15 protein-coding genes are annotated in these 16,821 nt (G+C 42.2%); 5 read left to right on the top strand and 10 right to left on the bottom strand.

Annotated elements, in window-relative coordinates:
• Positions 1-6: 6 nt before the first annotated feature.
• From GXK58_RS14360 to GXK58_RS14345, 4 genes are read right to left on the bottom strand one after another with little or no spacing between them, the layout of a single operon-like run.
• Positions 7-537: a (2Fe-2S)-binding protein gene (locus GXK58_RS14360; protein ID WP_442862480.1), complete on the bottom strand. Its 531-nt coding sequence runs from the start codon at positions 535-537 to the stop codon at positions 7-9.
• Positions 534-2,825, bottom strand: coding sequence for a xanthine dehydrogenase subunit D (gene pucD, locus GXK58_RS14355; RefSeq protein WP_160723839.1), 2,292 nt, complete (start codon positions 2,823-2,825; stop codon positions 534-536). Before pucD ends, GXK58_RS14360 begins: the two co-directional genes overlap by 4 nt.
• Before the next feature lie 16 nt (positions 2,826-2,841).
• Positions 2,842-3,714 (bottom strand): FAD binding domain-containing protein, encoded by an 873-nt coding sequence (locus tag GXK58_RS14350; protein ID WP_237389681.1) that lies wholly within the window; start codon positions 3,712-3,714, stop codon positions 2,842-2,844.
• Positions 3,715-3,722: 8 nt separating this feature from the next.
• The gene (locus GXK58_RS14345; RefSeq protein WP_160723837.1) at positions 3,723-4,778 is read right to left on the bottom strand and encodes an XdhC family protein; all 1,056 of its coding nucleotides are present in this window, start codon (positions 4,776-4,778) and stop codon (positions 3,723-3,725) included.
• Between the two features lie 428 nt (positions 4,779-5,206).
• Between GXK58_RS14345 and GXK58_RS14340 the strand changes: the two genes are divergently transcribed.
• Both GXK58_RS14340 and ade read left to right on the top strand, forming a co-directional pair.
• Positions 5,207-5,677 carry a nucleoside deaminase gene (locus GXK58_RS14340; RefSeq protein ID WP_160723836.1) on the top strand — a complete coding sequence of 157 codons (471 nt, stop codon included), beginning with the start codon at positions 5,207-5,209 and terminating at the stop codon, positions 5,675-5,677.
• A 23-nt stretch (positions 5,678-5,700) separates the two neighbouring features.
• Positions 5,701-7,440 carry an adenine deaminase gene (gene ade / locus GXK58_RS14335; RefSeq protein WP_202171367.1) on the top strand — a complete coding sequence of 580 codons (1,740 nt, stop codon included), beginning with the start codon at positions 5,701-5,703 and terminating at the stop codon, positions 7,438-7,440.
• A gap of 46 nt (positions 7,441-7,486) precedes the next feature.
• On the opposite strand, the gene GXK58_RS14330 is transcribed toward ade, so the two are convergent.
• Positions 7,487-8,458: a bile acid:sodium symporter family protein gene (locus GXK58_RS14330; RefSeq protein ID WP_160723835.1), complete on the bottom strand. Its 972-nt coding sequence runs from the start codon at positions 8,456-8,458 to the stop codon at positions 7,487-7,489.
• A 163-nt stretch (positions 8,459-8,621) separates the two neighbouring features.
• On the opposite strand from GXK58_RS14330, the gene GXK58_RS14325 reads away from it, so the two are divergent.
• From GXK58_RS14325 to GXK58_RS14315, 3 genes are all read left to right on the top strand, one after another.
• Positions 8,622-9,011 carry a hypothetical protein gene (locus tag GXK58_RS14325; protein WP_160723834.1) on the top strand — a complete coding sequence of 130 codons (390 nt, stop codon included), beginning with the start codon at positions 8,622-8,624 and terminating at the stop codon, positions 9,009-9,011.
• A gap of 193 nt (positions 9,012-9,204) precedes the next feature.
• Positions 9,205-10,566 carry an MATE family efflux transporter gene (locus GXK58_RS14320; protein WP_160723833.1) on the top strand — a complete coding sequence of 454 codons (1,362 nt, stop codon included), beginning with the start codon at positions 9,205-9,207 and terminating at the stop codon, positions 10,564-10,566.
• Between the two features lie 227 nt (positions 10,567-10,793).
• On the top strand, positions 10,794-11,312 hold the full coding sequence (locus GXK58_RS14315) for a DoxX family membrane protein (RefSeq protein ID WP_160723832.1): 519 nt from the start codon (positions 10,794-10,796) through the stop codon (positions 11,310-11,312).
• A 50-nt stretch (positions 11,313-11,362) separates the two neighbouring features.
• On the opposite strand, the gene GXK58_RS14310 is transcribed toward GXK58_RS14315, so the two are convergent.
• From GXK58_RS14310 to GXK58_RS14290, 5 genes are all read right to left on the bottom strand, one after another.
• Positions 11,363-13,033, bottom strand: a complete 1,671-nt coding sequence (locus GXK58_RS14310) for a glycoside hydrolase family 13 protein (protein ID WP_160723831.1) — start codon at positions 13,031-13,033, stop codon at positions 11,363-11,365.
• A 36-nt stretch (positions 13,034-13,069) separates the two neighbouring features.
• A complete protein-coding gene (locus GXK58_RS14305; RefSeq protein WP_160723830.1) occupies positions 13,070-14,038 on the bottom strand; it encodes a sugar phosphate isomerase/epimerase family protein in 969 nt (322 codons plus the stop codon).
• Positions 14,039-14,123: 85 nt separating this feature from the next.
• Entirely contained in the window at positions 14,124-15,152 is a 1,029-nt protein-coding gene (locus GXK58_RS14300) for a Gfo/Idh/MocA family protein (protein ID WP_160723829.1), read from the bottom strand.
• A 1-nt stretch (position 15,153) separates the two neighbouring features.
• Positions 15,154-15,879 carry a ThuA domain-containing protein gene (locus GXK58_RS14295; protein ID WP_160723828.1) on the bottom strand — a complete coding sequence of 242 codons (726 nt, stop codon included), beginning with the start codon at positions 15,877-15,879 and terminating at the stop codon, positions 15,154-15,156.
• A 100-nt stretch (positions 15,880-15,979) separates the two neighbouring features.
• On the bottom strand, positions 15,980-16,750 hold the full coding sequence (locus GXK58_RS14290) for a sugar phosphate isomerase/epimerase family protein (RefSeq protein WP_160723827.1): 771 nt from the start codon (positions 16,748-16,750) through the stop codon (positions 15,980-15,982).
• Positions 16,751-16,821 lie beyond the last annotated feature (71 nt).

Here is a 16,821-nt window from a genome sequence, read left to right as displayed (position 1 = left end):
GGTACGTCACTCCTCGATGTTAGTAAACTCTTTAACTTTTAAACTTGCGATTACACTCTCAACGGCACGAATAATTCCGCCATAGCCGGTACAACGGCATAAATTCCCAGCGAGTGCCTCCTGTATTTGTTGTTTGTCCGGGTCCGGATTAGACTCCATCAGTGATTTAACAGCCATGATCATCCCTGGGGTACAATACCCGCATTGAAACCCTCCCTCTTCCAAGAACGCCCTTTGAATCGGATCGAATTCGGCATTGTTCAATCCTTCTATCGTTTGTACAGAGGTATCAATTGCCTGGTAAGCCATCACCAAACATGAATTAACTAATCTGCCATCCAAATGAACCGCACACGCTCCGCACCGGCCAATCTCACAGGACACTTTTGTCCCCGGTAAACCCAAGTCCTCTCGTAAAATATCTAACAATCTTGCAGATGGTGCCGTACTTAGGTGATGAACAACACCATTTACGGTCAAGGTAAGATCCATTTTAGGAAATTCTACCTGATTATCGCTTTGTGTGGTATGTTTCATATCCATTGTTTCCTCTCCCCTAAATGAATAGAGTTTAATAAAAATTCAGGAGAAACAGGCAATTTATTCACCCAGCAGCCCGTCGCATCATAAATCGCCCGTACAATTGCAGGAGCGACGGCTACCGTTCCAATTTCCCCTACCCCTCTCGGCCCAAATGGGTCATCTTCTACCAGTGTTTCTATTGCCTCAACATTCGTCTTATAGGGAACATCACAAATGGTAGGAATAAAATACGTATCAAAATTGTCAGTCAGATAGATTCCCTTCTCCATGATGGCATCCTCCATCAAGGTAAACCCTAAGGCCATCACGCCCCCGCCTTCAATTTGACCTAGATACCCTAAAGAGCTCACTACAGGGCCGGCTGCTACCGACTGGTCGATGGCATCCACCTTCACCCTGCCCGTTAATAAATCTACTTCCACCTGAGCCATCACAGCTGCAAAGGCATAGAGAAAATGACTTCCTCCTACTGTTGCATCAGGACTCGCCGGAAAGTTAAAGGAGGTATGAACATTAATCGCACGGCCGCTTGGCATTTGGTCTGCCAAATCGGAAAAAGTAATTAAAGGCTCCAAGGAATCCTTGTCTTGCCCCATCCATATTCCGCCAGGTCCCATATGAAGCTGCTCTGCAGAAATCCCTGTAATCAGCTCTGCTAGTTCTAGAATTTGCTTCCGAAATGAATCCTTCATTCGCTGCAAGGCCTGCCATACCATACTCGTTGATCTAGAGGCGGTCGATGAACCGCTGACAGGCACCAAAGCGGTATCTCCGATAACAATGCGGATATCTTCTTCAGTACAATCGAATTCCTCAATTAATAACGTTTCAATTACTGCCAAAAGACCTTGGCCACACTCTTCAAAGCCAAAAGCAGCTTCAATTTTTCCTGCCTTAGTAAAAGACAGCCTGCCTCCCGAAGCATCCATACGGTCGATACCCAGTCCGCCTCCATGCATGGTAAGGGCAATGCCCGTCCCTCTTGCCTTCCATTTATCGGCCTTCTCCTGCTTCCACTCCTTACCTTTTTCGTTATAAGAACGTTCAATTGCTCGAAGTACCTCAAATGCCCCATTTGTCGGTGCTATTTTTTGACCTAATGGACCAGGGTCCTCGGTTTTTCTTAAATTTTTCAAACGGAATTCGACTGGATCCATTTGCAGTTTCTCTGCCAAACGGTCCATCTGCCCTTCTAAGGCAAAGGTAATCTGATTGCCGCCAAAGCCCCGAAATTCACCTGCCACTCCGTTATTAGTAAAAACAGATAATCCCTCTATTTCCAAATGAGGGATGATATAAGGACCTGGTGCATGTTCAACGGCAAAATCCAACACAGCCGGGCCCAATGTGGCATAGGCCCCCGTATCAGCGATAATTCTCACTTGGTGTGCAACAAGGTTCCCCTCCGTATCCACTCCCGTTTTCATTGTAATTTTCATAGGATGGCGTTTGAGACCCGCTCTTACCGACTCCTGTCTGCTGTTATGAATCTTTACTGGGCAGTTCGTGGCTAAAGCAAGCAGCCCCCCGTAAGGCTGGACATTCAATTCATCCTTCCCGCCAAATGACCCGCCCATAGGACTGGAAACCACTCGGATATCTGTCTCTGCCATATCCAGGATTCTTGCTAATTGATAACGGTCTTTAAAACCATGCTGGGTACCTGCATAAATCGTTAATTTCCCATCTGGTTCTGGGACAATCACACCACCCTCGGTTTCCATATAGGCGTGCATTTGTCTTGGAGATTCATAGGTTTCCTCGACAACTGTCGTGCAAAACCGAAAAGCCGTGTCCACATTTCCTCTTTTAAAATGGGGATGATGAAGAATGTTTCCTCCTGGATGCAGGAGCGGGGCATCTGGCTGCAGGGCTTTTTCAGGACTATCCACCACGGGAAGCTTCTTGTATTCCACCTGAATTAATCGTAAAGCCTTTTCGGCGATCTCTTCTGTCTCTGCGGCGACAGCAGCAAGAGCATCCCCTACATACCGGACTCGGTCTTCACAAAGGACTGGCTGGTCGGGAAATATAAGCCCAAAACCGTTCAAACCGGGGACATCCTTGTAAGTCACAACAGCCCTTACACCTGGAAGACTTTTCGCTTCATCAACCGAAATAGAGACAATTTCAGCATGAGGCTCTTTGCTTCTTAACACTTTTCCGTATAGCATGTTAGGAAAAGATAAATCAGTAAGGTATTTCATTCGGCCGGTCACTTTATCGGGACCATCAGGACGCACCCTCCTTTTCATCTCTGAAAGGTTAGTTTTTATTTCCATAAGATCCCCTCCTTTTCTAACCAGCAAGACCGGCAATCTTTGAAACAATCATATTGGCAGCGATCGTTTTTTTATAATCTGCTGATGTAAATGCATCATCCGCGGTTGTAAATTCTTCTCTTATCGCATGAAAAAGATCTTCTAATAATTGATTGGATAAAGTAAAACCTTCTAGTAATTTTTCGCACCCCGACAGTCGTTGGTATGGTGTTGTACTGCCTCCTGCAGCAAGTCGAGTTATTAAAACTTCCTTTTGGGAATTTAGCTGACAACAGCCGGAGATTGTTACAATACTGGGGGTAAATGCCTCTCTGAATCCTAGCTTTTTATAAAAAAAGCTCTTTTGGTCAAGATACTGATTTTCAGGAATAAAAATGGCGGTAAGAATAGATCGGTTTATTTCGCCTGACCAAGCTAATAATCTTTTAAGTTTTAGATGGTCCCCATCATAAAATGAAAGATACGCATCCAGCGCCATAAGGGCAGGAATTAAATCACCAAATTTGCCCATCAGATTGCCGCCTACCGTTGCCCGATTGCGAACAGCCGGTGCCGCGACTTGTTTCACTGCCTCTTGCAAAAGGGGAATATTACTAAAAAGTGAAGGTTCCTCCTTGCATGCAGCCAGGGTGGTTAAAGCACCAATACGGATGCCAGCTTCTCCGTTAACATTAGTCTTCTCATAGCCTGTCATTTCTTTAATCTTTTCCAAGCTGATTAAATGGCGTGGACACTCCACACTTTTTTGCCACTGTGTCTGAAGGAGAGTACCTCCTGCGATATAACAAGACTCAGAACCCAGCTGTTGTTTTAATTCCCAAGCTGCATCAAGCTTATCTGGAAGCCACACCGTTGGTGAGTTCAACCGTTCTGTTCCCTGCTTAATCATCACTCGGGTCAGCTCCCTTCCATTACAAATACTTTTTCAGGCTTCTTTTGACGCTGCAGCTGGATTAATTCCGCTGCAATACTAACAGCAATCTCCATCGGACCTTCCGCCCCGATTGGCAATCCAACTGGGCTCGAGATCTCTGGTGGAACTTCTCTGCCATCAAGCAGCCGCTGTGTCCTTGCTCTTGATCCAAGCACACCTAGATACCTTAACGTTTTTCCTTTTAAAAGCTGTAACCATTCCCGATCCCTTTGAAAATGATGGGTAAGAATGATCACAGAGTCTAAGCTGGTAAGATTCAGCAGAGGCATCACCTCATTTGGAAAGCCCACGATAAACTGGTCAGCATTCGGGAAAAATTCCTCCCTGCATAATGCCGGCCGCCAATCAGATACAAGAACAAAAAAGCCTGCTTTAGAGGCGATTTTAACCAATGGAACGGCATCGCTGCCAGCTCCAAGCACTAATAAACGCGGCTTTGGCTCAAAACAATGAATATATAAATCAGCCGATAATTCTAAGGAATTAGTAATCCCGCTTTTTGGAGAGATTTGCTGCAGATTCATTAAATATCTTTTTAATTGCGAGGGTACTTTACCGTGCCATTTCCCAAACAGCTGTTGATCATCAGATAAAAATAAATACTCAGAAACCGAGTAATCCTTTGGTAATTTCTTGATCATCAATACTCGGCTCCCGCTATCAAGAAGAAACTTTAATTTACAGAGATGCTCTCGAAGGCAAGCATCAATCGGTTCTAAAAGCACAGTGATTACACCATTGCAGCCTGCCCCTTGCCCCCATGAACTATCATCTTCGTCCCTTAAATCATAAATGACGGTTTTTGCTCTTCTTTGGTTGATCACTTCTTGTGCTTGGCAGGACAAATCTGTCTCAAGGCACCCGGCACTTAATAGACCAATCTGGGTTCCATCTCCTCGAAACAGCATCGAAGTTCCCTCTTTTCGATAAGCTGACCCTCTCACACGAATGATGGTGGCAAGAACATCATCCTTAACAGACCCATCAATAGCATTCAAAATCTCATGTATCCCGTCCATGCAGCGCCCCCCTTTATGTTTTACCTGTATTTATTGATAGACCTCCCTAAAAAAACATCCATATACTCTCTCTCTACATTTGGGCCCTGCTGGCTCGGTCGAGAATATGCACGAAGGATCATGTTAAAGTTTCTATCATCAGCTTTTCACTAATAATATCCAAAAGGAGAAATAGGTTCTACATTGGTGTCATAAAATCTAACAAAGAAATTTATCCTTACTTATCAAAGGGAAGAACCTCTTTAGATGGCTGGGATATAACAAAGAACCCATATAAAAAAGTTTGTTAGAAATACTCACAATAAAGGAGAAATTAAAAGTGAGTTATAGAATAATTAACTTCAAGTTCATGAGGTAAGATTGTTACAAAAATTCACACCCAGCCATAAAAACAAACATTTAATATAGAACAGATTGGAGAGAATAAGATGTCAACAGAGAAATTCATGAAAGAAGCGATTGAGGAAGCACTAACAAATGTAATGACCAGTCATGGAGGTCCATTCGGGGCCATTGTGGTAAAAAATGGCCAGATTATCGGCAGAGGACGGAATGAAGTCACTGCCTCAAATGACCCCACCGCCCATGCCGAAGTACAGGCCATCCGGGAAGCCTGCCAAACCCTAAAAAGCTTTCAGCTGGAGGACTGTGACATCTATACAAGCTGCGAGCCTTGCCCCATGTGTATTGGTGCCATCTATTGGGCTCGCCCAAAAGCTGTTTATTATGCCTGTACCAAAAAAGATGCTGCAAAAATTGGTTTTGATGATCAATTTATCTATGATCAACTCGAGCTGCCAATGGAATATCGTAAAATCCCCATGAAGCAAATATTTCCTGAACATGCCGATCTTCCGTTTAGAACTTGGGAGAAATCCAATAATAAAGTTGAATATTAATCTGATTAAAGAGGATGTTGAAGATGGAGAGAAATCAATTAGAAAGAAGAATCTCTGTTGCATCTAAAAAAGAACCAGCAGATACGGTCATTAAAAATGGCAAAATTATCGATGTCTTTAACGGCGAAATAATGCAAGGTGACATCGCCATTGTAGATGGATATTTTGCCGGAATAGGAGAATATGAAGGAAAAAACAATATTGATGTAAACGGCCAATATGTATGCCCTGCTTTTATTGATGGCCATGTTCATATTGAATCATCTACAGTAACAGCGAAGGAATTCGCCAAGGTCAGTCTTTTGCATGGGGTCACGTCGGTGATTGCGGATCCCCACGAAATTGCCAATGTATCAGGGGCGGCCGGCATACAATATATGCTCGATTCCACAGAAAACCTCCCCTTTGACTTTTACTTTATGCTCCCCTCGTGCGTGCCGGCAACAGCATTTGAACATGCGGGTGCCATTCTTTTAGCTGAAGATTTAAAGCCCTTTTATCAACATCCAAGAGTGCTGGGATTAGCTGAGGTCATGAATTTCCCTGCCGTTTTAAATGCTGAAAAAGACATGCTGAATAAATTAATCGATAGCAAATCTGCAGGTAAAAGAATTGATGGACATGCGGCAGGTCTCAAAGCTGACGATTTAAACGTGTATATGAGTGCCGGCATCCGAACAGACCATGAGAGTACAACGGCGGCAGAAGCAAAAGAGCGGCTTCGTAAAGGGATGTACTTGATGATTCGGCAAGGAACGGTTGCTAAAGATTTACACCAGCTGCTTCCTGTCGTTAACGACCGCAACTCACGCCGCTGCCTATTTGTTACCGATGATAAGCATTTGGATGACCTAGTGCATGAAGGAAGCATTGATCATAATGTTCGTCTGGCGATCGCCGCTGGGCTTTCCCCTTTTACAGCCATTCAAATGGCATCGATAAACACTGCGGAATGCTTTGGTTTAGAAACTAAAGGGGCCATTGCCCCAGGCTACAAGGCAGATTTTATTCTCTTTGATAACATGGAAACCATTCAGGTCACAGATGTTTTTAAAGATGGGCTGGCTGTTGTCAAGAAGGGGGAGCTTTTGAAGGATGAACAATGGAACCAGGAACCCAGTATCTTAGAATCCATTAAAGACTCTGTCCGCTTTCATGAGCTTGAAGAAGATAGTTTTCAGATCCTTTTAGAGGAAACAAAAGCAAATATTATTGAAATTATCCCCAACAGTCTTGTAACCATCCATCAAATGGAACAGGTGGATACATGTGAATTAGGATTATTCCGACCATCTATTGCAGCTGATCAGCTAATCTTATCAGTGATTGAACGTCATCATATGACAGGTTCGATCGGCTTAGGGATTGTGAAAGGCTTAGGTCTAAAATCCGGGGCGATTGCGACCACCATTGCCCATGATTCTCACAACTTAATTATTGCAGGCACTAATAATCATGATATGGTGGCTGCGGCAAATGCGATAAAAGAGATAAAGGGTGGTATGGTTGTCGTTAATCAAGGGGAAGTAATTGCCTCCTTGGAGCTTTCCATAGGAGGTTTAATGTCTGATCGTCCTTATCTGGAGGTATATAACAAGCTAAATGAGATAAATCTCGCTCTTAAAATTCTTGGAGCAAATGACCACTTTAATCCATTTTTAACCTTATCATTTTTATCCCTGCCGGTCATTCCGGAATTGAAACTGACGGACCAAGGCTTATTTCAGGTTTCCACGTTTAAACATATCAAGATTGATGCATAGGGAAAATAGAAAAAACCAGTTTGTTATTTCAAACTGGCTTTTTTCTCTATAAGGCAATTGATTTCTGATGATCGACTTCATTTTTACTGTAATAGCGCTCAACAAAATGTCCATTTAACGAAGCAAGTACCTGCTGGAATAACATGGCAACGACAACAGGGACAGCCACTGCTGCTGGAAAAAAGGAAACGGCTAAAACAGCACCGGCACTGATATTTCTCATCCCGCCTGTAAATGTCAGCGTGATGACGGTGCCTTGCTCCCGTTTCATCAATCGGCCAATGAAGAAGGAAAACAAATAACCGGTTAACGAAATAAAAAAGACAATGAGGATAATACTAACAAGTTTAAGGTTAAAATTCTTCAAATACGGCGCGACAACCGCCCCATTCAACATCACAACAATCCCTAAACAAATTTTTGAAAAAGGAGCAAGGTTTGGCCCCCATTGCTGTTTCACTTTCCCCTTTGTGAGCTGGTTTAAGGTCATTCCAATCAATGAAGGGATAACAACCATCCCTAACAGACCATGCATGATCCCCCATATATCCATCTGGACTTTTTGACCAATAAACAATGAAAGTGTCAAGGGAACAATGAACGGGGACAAAAGAGTGTCTATTAATATAATCGATAATACTAATGGGATATTCCCTTTATAAATTGATACCCAAATGAAGCTCGTCACACCGGTAGGAATGAGCATACCCAACACAAGTCCAGTGATGGTGAAGGGATCATTCGAAAAAGCAGCATGTCCAATCCCCCAAGCCCACAGCGGCATAAGAACGTGTAAAATCAGCATCGCCAGGAATATAGGAAACGGATGTGTGATGACATCCTTTAATGAACGGAAATTTGAACTTAAACTGCCTTCAAATGTCATAAAGGCAAAGAACCATGGAATTAAATAAGAAAAATCCTTTACATAAGTGCTTAACAAAACGCCTAATATGACACTAACTGGAGTGATAAGCGGCATAATCTTAACAAGTCGTTTATTTAAACTTTGCAGCATGTAAAACTCTCCTTCCTTAAAAAGCATACCACAATTTCTTTGCAGGGAATAAGAAAACTTCGTTAATCGAAAAAATAGTGAAGTCCTAGATAAATCACCAAAGCCCTTCTTTATTCATACCGTATAATGCCTTGTGTTTTTTGATTATGGAAGGAGAGAAAGTATGTACTACAACCCTTTTCAACAACCATTTATTCCTCCCTATCCGTATTATCTAACCCATACGATCACCACCCCAGCTATCCGCGCCTATCCGCCTGTCGATATAAATATTTTTGAAAAGTCCGTTAAGACCTTTCGGCAATTAATGAGTCAAGGGAGCAGATTATTAGATCGCCTCGGGGATGCCCAATTTGCCCGCAGAGTGATGAGTGCTGCGCAGCAAGGAAAGCAGACAGAAGTAAACCAATTAATTCATTCGATTGGCTTAAGTGTCCCGGTTGTCACCAAGTTTACCCCCAGCGGTGTCATCTTCACCCTTGCCACCCATCCTCCCCAGTTACAAGCCATAGACTGCTGCACATTAACCATTGCAATGAAGTGGGGTCATTAACCATCACTCTCCAATAAGATTTTCAAAACCAGCTGACACATTAGTAGAGTCAGCTATTTTTTCTCAGCGACTTAGACAAGCCTAAGCTGAATATCCTAAAGATACGCCTATAGTTTCCTACTATTTTTTTCTTACCTTCAGGTGTACAATGAAAGTTATGTTTTAATAAGTATGAAAAAAGGAGTTTAAAAGTTTGGAAGAAAAATCTTATCAATATCAAGAACAATCACTGTTCAGTATCTCATGGCCGCTTTTTATTGAGCTCTTGCTTCATATGGGAATCGGGATCATTGCCACTTTCATGTTGGGGCATTACTCAGATTCAGCGGCTGCCGGTGTAGGAGTTGCTAATCAGTTACTGAATATATTTATTTTGGTGTTTAACGTGACTGCAATTGGAGGAACCGTTTTAATCAGTCAAAATCTCGGTGCCGGCCGTTTGAAACAAGCTAGACAGTTATCGCGGACAGTCTTTGGGTTAAATGTGTGGTGCGGCATATTCGTGTCAGCCATTGTCTTCTTCTTCGGCGGACAGCTTCTGCAACTATTTGATATTTATGGAAAGGTCTTTGAATACGGATTAACCTTTCTCCGGATTTGCGGAATTTCCCTCTTCTTTGAATCCATCTCCCTTGCGCTGAGCGCTGTTTTGCGGAGCCATGGGTATACAAAGGAATCCATGCTTGTTACAATGATGACCGACTTTATCAGTATTTTTGGAAATATTATTGCGATCATGGGGATATTTGGTTTACCGATTACAGGTGTTACAGGGGTAGCTTGGGCAATTGTCATTGCACGGGCCTTTGCAGTTATCGCCTTAATTTACCTGGTCTATAACCGTTTGGCTTTAAATCTATCAATAAAGGATATTATTAGTGCTAAAAAAGAGGATATTAAGGGACTGATGGGAATTGGGATTCCTTCTGCAGGTGAAAATCTGTCCTATCAATTCTCCCAGTTGATCATTACCAGCTTTGTTGTCTCGATGGGTACAGAATCCCTTGCAGCACGTGTGTATGTTTTAAATATAAACTATATCTGTTTTCTATTTACGGTTGCAATTGCCCAAGGAACACAGTTGCTAGTCGCCCGCTATATCGGCGGCAGGCAGTATGACAGAGCGTTAAAGCGCGGGATCCAAACGTTAAAAATAGCCATGGCTGCTTCTGCCTTAACATCCCTTGTGATTGCATTGATTGGATCACCAATTCTAGAAGCCTTTACAAAAAATCCGGAAATTATTGCAGTGGGGCTGCCTGTCTTATGGGCCATTGTCTTTGTGGAGCCAGGCAGGGCCATGAATATCGTATTAATGGGTTCTCTTAAATCGGCTGGAGATGTTCGTTTTCCAGTGATCATTGGTATCCTGTCGATGTGGGGCATTGCCGTTTCACTAAGCTACCTTCTTGGAGTCCATTATGGCTTAGGACTATTAGGAGTTTGGCTTGCCCAAGGTGCAGACGAATGGCTGCGCGGCTGTTTTGCTTTAAAGCGCTGGCTGATTAAACCATGGGAGCGCCGGCAATCAGCAAAGGCAGAGATATCTATATAAAAAGTGGCAGTCAGTTAAACTGGCTGTCACTTTTTTTATTACCTGCCAGAATGGGCTCGGATCCGTAACATAAACATTCATTATCTCTAAAGGTTTGAGTTGTTCAAATTTCTGTAAAAACATTTCGAACAAAATTTGAACTTATCCCTATTGCCATGTTTTTTAAGTAGAAAAGGAATATAGTAGAACCATAAAGAGAAAACAAAATTTGAAAGGCGGAGTCAATTATGTTTAACAATTTTTTAAGAGAAAATAAAATCGCTTCTTATATTCTAACGGTCTTACGTTTATATCTTGGTTACTCTTGGTTTACTGCAGGTTTAGGGAAATTAACCAGCGGAGGATTTGATGCTTCTGGATTTTTAAATGGAGCAATCGCTAATCCTGTAAAAGGGCCAGACGGGGCAGTCGTATTTGGCTGGTACGTTGATTTCTTAAAGCACATTGCCTTACCAAACGTTGATGTATTCAATACAATTGTTCCTTGGGGTGAAACATTAATCGGTTTAGGTTTACTCCTTGGCTGCTTAACAACTACTGCGATGTTCTTTGGTCTAGTAATGAACTTCTCTTTCTTCCTAGCTGGGACAGTATCTCACAACCCTAGAGACATTTTCTTAGGTTTTATCATCTTAACTGCCGGCTATAACGCTGGTAGAATTGGTTTAGACCATTGGGTGGTTCCTTTCTTCAGAAAACTAGGAAACAAAAATACTGAAGTGGAAAAAGCAAAAGCACGGGCCTAATAATAGACAGCAAAAAGACGATTCGATTAGGAATCGTCTTTTTTTCTTCATTATTTTAAGAAATATACCCTTGTTTCATAAGGCTTTAGGGTAAATTCTCTTCTTAATTTCTTATCTGCTTGATCATAGTTATTTAAAACAAGTTCAGAAGCAGTATATGTGACATTTGTTGGAACTTTGAATCGAGTCGATTTCTCACTGAAATTATTAATCACAATAACTCTGCGGCCGGCAAGGCGGCGCGTATAAACGAATAAACGCTTATGATTCGGTAATAGTAAGTCATACGTTCCGTATACAAACAACGGATTATCCTTCCTTAACCGAATCAACTTTTTATAAAAAGATAGGATTGAGTCGGGATCATTGATTTGTGACTCGACATTAATTTCTTTGAAATTTGGATTTACCCCTAACCATGTTCGATTAGCTGCGGTGAATCCGCCCTTATTTGAGGCATCCCACTGCATTGGAGTCCGAGCATTGTCCCGGCACTGTTTCCAAATAATCTCCATAATCTCATCATGGGAACGTCCTTTTTCCGTTTCGACTCTGTAATAGTTAACCATTCCAACATCATCGTAATCATCAATAGAATGGAACTTGACATTTGTCATCCCAATTTCCTGGCCTTGGTAAATAAATGGTGTTCCCTGCATGAGGAAATAGAGCGCGCCCAGCATTTTGGCACTTTCTTTCCATAATTCACGGTCATTTCCCCAGCTGGAAACCCGGCGGGGCTGGTCATGGTTTTCAATAAATAAAGCGTTCCAGCCCCTGCCTTCTAATCCTTTTTGCCATTTTGTCAGATTCTTCTTTAATGCACGTACATCCACACGATCATCTGCATCCTTATCCCAGAGACCTAAAAATTCAAATTGGAAGATCATATTAAAATAGCCGTTATCTTCACCGACCCATTTATCGGCATCATCCAGCCCGACACCATTTGCTTCTCCGACGGTCATAATGTCGTAGTTTTTAATTGTTTTTTGCGAGAAATCAGTTAGGAATTCATCAATTCCGTCCACGTTCATCATTTTTGGAAAGCAAGGCACATAATCCAGATTCTCAGGGTTTGGCATGTCAGGGAATCCTGGTTCTTTTTTGATATGCGAAATTGCATCAACACGGAATCCATCGATTCCCTTATCAAGCCACCAATTCACCATATCGTAAAGGGCATCCCTCACCTCTGGGTTTTCCCAGTTTAAATCAGGCTGGCGGGTTGAGAATATATGCATGAAATATTGGTCTGTCGACTCGTCATATTTCCAAGCAGGGCCGCTGAAAATGGACTCCCAGTTATTTGGTTCTTTTCCATCCTTTCCGTCGCTCCAAATGTACCAATCCCGTTTCGGGTTATCTTTTGAGGAGCGCGATTCGATGAACCAAGGATGAGCGTCACTTGTGTGGTTAATAACCAAATCCAATATCAATTTCATTCCGCGTTGATGAACGCCCTCAAGAAGCTCATCAAAATCAGCCATTGTGCCAAACTCGGTCATAATATCCTGATAATCGGAAATATCATAGCCATTATCATCGTTGGGAGATTTAAACATGGGTGATAACCAAATAACGTCAATTCCGAGGTCTTTTAAGTAATCCAATTTGGAAGTAACACCTTTTAGATCCCCTATTCCGTCGCCATTGCTATCCATAAAGCTTCTTGGATACACCTGATAGGCAATACTTTCTTTCCACCACTTTTTATTCATATGGCACCTCTGATTCTTAGATGTTGTTCTTAGTTGTTATACCCACCACATTTGAGAGACAGGCTGCTGAATTAAGACAGATTTTAAATTGGCCACCGCTCTTGAGAAACCTTCATCAATCGACATGATTGGATCTTCATGCTCAATGCTTACCACATAATCATATCCATATGTGCGAAGGGCGCTCATCATGTCAGACCATTCTTTTAACCCATGTCCACATCCAACTGAACGGAAGGTCCATGCCCGTGTCTGTACTTCTCCGTATGGCTGCATGTCTGTTAATCCATACATATTCACATTTTCTTGATCAATGTATGTGTCTTTTGCATGGAAATGGTGGATCGCATTTTCTTTTGCTAGGATTTTTATCGCAGCGACCGGATCAATCCCCTGCCACCATAAGTGACTTGGATCTAGATTGGCTCCAATTGCATCACAGGTTTCTTCACGTAATTTCAACAAGGTATATGGGGTATGAACTAAAAAGCCGCCATGAAGTTCCAGACCGATTTTTACATTATTGTCTTTTGCAAATTGGCCGACTTCCTTCCAATAAGGAATCAGCTTTTCTTCCCATTGCCACTTTAATACATCGCCATATTCATTTGGCCAAGGGGTAACAGGCCAGTTAGGATACTTTGCCTCTTCATGGTCGCCAGCTGTACCTGAAAAGCAGTTAACAACTGGTACATTCAGTAACGATGCCAATTTAATCGTTTTAATAAGAGTTTCATGTGAGTTTTGGGCAAATTCTTTTTCGGGAGAAATCGGATTTCCATGACAGCTGAATGCACTGATCGTTAATCCGCGTTCTTCCACTTTTTGTGCATATTCTCTTCTTGCAGCTTCATCTTCCAACAATAAATCTAAATCGCAGTGACTGTTTCCAGGGTAGCAGCCGGTTCCGATTTCAACTGCATTTAATCCCGCCTTTTGAACAGTATCTAACATTTCCTCGAATGTTTTTTCAGCAAATAATACAGTAAAGACTCCTAGTTTCATATCATAATCTCCTCACTTTTATAAACTGCTAAACAGCACAGAGTTGACCGCTAATATGCTGCCAACTCTATTATTTAAAAATTAATTATCTTACTTTAACAATTTGTTTCGTTTCGTTTGATTTAAGGGCAGCAAGAATGACATCTAGTGATTTCATTCCTTCTTCACCAGGTACGACAGGCTCTTGATCTAGAATGATGGCATTAACGAAATGCTCGATCACGTGGGTGTTGTTTTGCCCTCCGGACTCATTCGATTGAATTTTTCCTAATTCATACTTAACCACTTCACCATTGCTGTATTGAACAACCAGTGAATTAACTGGATCATCTTCTAAACGAAGGATGGCCTTCTCTCCGTAAATAATGGTAGAGTTATCTTCCTTACTGGTATAAGCCCAGCTGGCAGCCAGTGTACCAATGATGCCGCTTTCTGTTTTTAATACACAAACGGCATTGTCATCCACATCAGCAAAGTCTTTTGCATTCGTTTCAACAAAAGCCCCCACTTCAACAATTTCTTCGCCTAATACATATCGCATTAAATCTGTCTTATGGACACCTAAGTCACCCATCGCACCGACAAACGCTTTTTCCTTTTCGAAAAACCAGCTTTCTTTTCCGTCTGCGCTCCAGCCTTCTGGACCGCCATGGCCAAACGCTGTCCGGAAGCTGTAAATCTTGCCAACTTCTCCGTTTGCAATTAACTGGCGGGCCTTTTGGTGAGAAGGAACGAAGCGCTGATTATGGCCAATCATTAATTTCTTTCCGTTTTTCTCGGCTGCTGCAATCATTGCTTCGGCTTCTTCTTTAGAGGTTGCCATTGGTTTCTCGCAAAGGACATGCAGACCTGCCTCTAAGGCATCAATAGTGATCGGGGCATGGAGATAGTTTGGTGTACAAACACTTACTGCATCCACCTTCCCACTTTTCAGCAGCTCTTTATAATCTGTATAGAAAAGAACTCCATATTTTTCAGCTGTTTCGATTGCCCGCTCTTGATTGATATCGCAAACGGCTGTAAGTTCTACATTTGGATTTACTTGATATTCAGGTAAATGACGATATTTGGCGATACTTCCGCAGCCGATAACGCCTACTCTGATTTTTGTCATATTAGTTTCCTCCCTTAAGTACTTCAAGTGGTTTAGAATTCCCGTAAACCGGGCGCTCTCGTTTAACAGGCTCGGCCCATTTCACTGCGTTCGTAATGACACGCTGAATCTGCTTGTTATGATAAGTTGGATAGGTTTCATGGCCAGGTCTGAAATAAAATACTTTTCCGTTTCCGCGCTTGTATGTACAGCCGCTGCGGAAAACTTCGCCGCCCTCAAACCAGCTGGTGAATATCAGTTCATCTGGCTGCGGGATATCAAAATGTTCCCCATACATTTCCTCATGTTCTAATTCGATATATTCAGGGAGCCCTTCTGTAATTGGATGGCTTGGGCTTACGACCCAAAGCCGTTCCTTTTCACCGGCTTCGCGCCATTTTAAATCACAGCTTGTTCCCATTAAGGTCTTAAAGATTTTTGAAAAATGACCGGAGTGAAGAACAATTAGCCCCATTCCTTGAAGAACTCGGTCTCTAACCTTTAGCACAATTTCATCATTTACTTCATGATGAGCAACGTGCCCCCACCAAATTAAGACATCGGTGCTGCTTAGAACTTCATCTGTCAGACCATGCTCTGGTTCTTCAAGAGTAGCCGTTCTTGTATCAAATCCTTCCGATTGAAGGAATTCTGAAATGGCACCATGGATTCCATTAGGATAGATATCCCTTACGACTGGATCTGTCTGCTCATGACGATTTTCATTCCATACCGTTACCTTTACCATATTGGGTCACTCCTTTTCGTTGTCACCTATTATTTTAAAGAATACTAGAATAATTGAAACTGCTTACATTGACAAATAGGGTGAAAAATATTGAACTATTTTATTTATCTATTAGATGCGGGAGCTTTGTTTTTAAATAATTGATACTCATTTCAATACTTTCAAGAGGTGTACGCCTGCTTGCATCCTGCTCTACGACCCACCACTGAATATTGGCTTGATCCCCCATCTCAAGTACAGCTTCAAGGTCAACACCGCCAGTGCCAAGTTCTGCAAAGAATTTTTCCTCATCTGTTGTCATGTCTTTCAAATGAACGAGCGGTGTCCGATTTTGATATCGTTCAATCCACTCTGCCGGTTTCTGACCTGCTTTAGTCAGCCAGTAAATATCAAGCTCTGCCTTGACCACGTCTGGGCTTGTTCCATCAAAGATCGCTTCAAGTGCCATCTTGCCGTCAGATAAGCGTTCAAGTTCAAAATCGTGATTATGGTAGCAAAGAGAAATTCCTTCCTGACGGCAGCTTTCTCCAATTTGTTCTAATAACGATATTATTGCTATGTAATCACTTTCACTGCGTCGGTCTGGCATTAAGTAGGGACAGACAAGATATTTACTTCCTAATATTTTCTGATCCTCTATTACTTGAGCCAGATTCGTTTCCAACTGTTCAAGCGGCACATGACAGGCGGCTGTTTTTAGACCATATTCGTCCAATAATGCTTTTACCTCTATAGCCGATAATCCATGAAATCCAGCAAGCTCAACACCATCAAAGCCAAGCTCTGCTACCCTTTTTAGGGTACCTGCAAAGTCTTGTGCACTCTCTTCTCGTAAGGTAAACATTTGTACTGCAACAGGAATGTTTCTCATCTTAACCCCTCCACTTAGACAAAAGCTTATTTGGTAATATCTTATATTTTATTTCTGATAATAAACATAGA

Origin of the sequence: Bacillus sp. USDA818B3_A (assembly GCF_009928415.1) — a bacterium.
GTDB lineage: Bacteria > Bacillota > Bacilli > Bacillales > Cytobacillaceae > Neobacillus.
The sequence above is the reverse complement of the archived record's forward strand: the minus strand, read 5'-3'. Positions and strand labels throughout refer to the sequence as shown.

Excerpts from the sequence above, each read along its gene's own strand:
- GXK58_RS14360 (WP_442862480.1), bottom strand. The coding sequence starts at position 537 with ATGAAACATACCACACAAAGCGATAATCAGGTAGAATTTCCTAAAATG.
- pucD (WP_160723839.1), bottom strand. The coding sequence starts at position 2,825 with ATGGAAATAAAAACTAACCTTTCAGAGATGAAAAGGAGGGTGCGTCCT.
- GXK58_RS14350 (WP_237389681.1), bottom strand. The coding sequence starts at position 3,714 with ATGATTAAGCAGGGAACAGAACGGTTGAACTCACCAACGGTGTGGCTT.
- GXK58_RS14345 (WP_160723837.1), bottom strand. The coding sequence starts at position 4,778 with ATGGACGGGATACATGAGATTTTGAATGCTATTGATGGGTCTGTTAAG.
- GXK58_RS14340 (WP_160723836.1), top strand. The coding sequence starts at position 5,207 with ATGTCAACAGAGAAATTCATGAAAGAAGCGATTGAGGAAGCACTAACA.
- ade (WP_202171367.1), top strand. The coding sequence starts at position 5,701 with ATGGAGAGAAATCAATTAGAAAGAAGAATCTCTGTTGCATCTAAAAAA.
- GXK58_RS14330 (WP_160723835.1), bottom strand. The coding sequence starts at position 8,458 with ATGCTGCAAAGTTTAAATAAACGACTTGTTAAGATTATGCCGCTTATC.
- GXK58_RS14325 (WP_160723834.1), top strand. The coding sequence starts at position 8,622 with ATGTACTACAACCCTTTTCAACAACCATTTATTCCTCCCTATCCGTAT.
- GXK58_RS14315 (WP_160723832.1), top strand. The coding sequence starts at position 10,794 with ATGTTTAACAATTTTTTAAGAGAAAATAAAATCGCTTCTTATATTCTA.
- GXK58_RS14310 (WP_160723831.1), bottom strand. The coding sequence starts at position 13,033 with ATGAATAAAAAGTGGTGGAAAGAAAGTATTGCCTATCAGGTGTATCCA.
- GXK58_RS14305 (WP_160723830.1), bottom strand. The coding sequence starts at position 14,038 with ATGAAACTAGGAGTCTTTACTGTATTATTTGCTGAAAAAACATTCGAG.
- GXK58_RS14300 (WP_160723829.1), bottom strand. The coding sequence starts at position 15,152 with ATGACAAAAATCAGAGTAGGCGTTATCGGCTGCGGAAGTATCGCCAAA.
- GXK58_RS14295 (WP_160723828.1), bottom strand. The coding sequence starts at position 15,879 with ATGGTAAAGGTAACGGTATGGAATGAAAATCGTCATGAGCAGACAGAT.
- GXK58_RS14290 (WP_160723827.1), bottom strand. The coding sequence starts at position 16,750 with ATGAGAAACATTCCTGTTGCAGTACAAATGTTTACCTTACGAGAAGAG.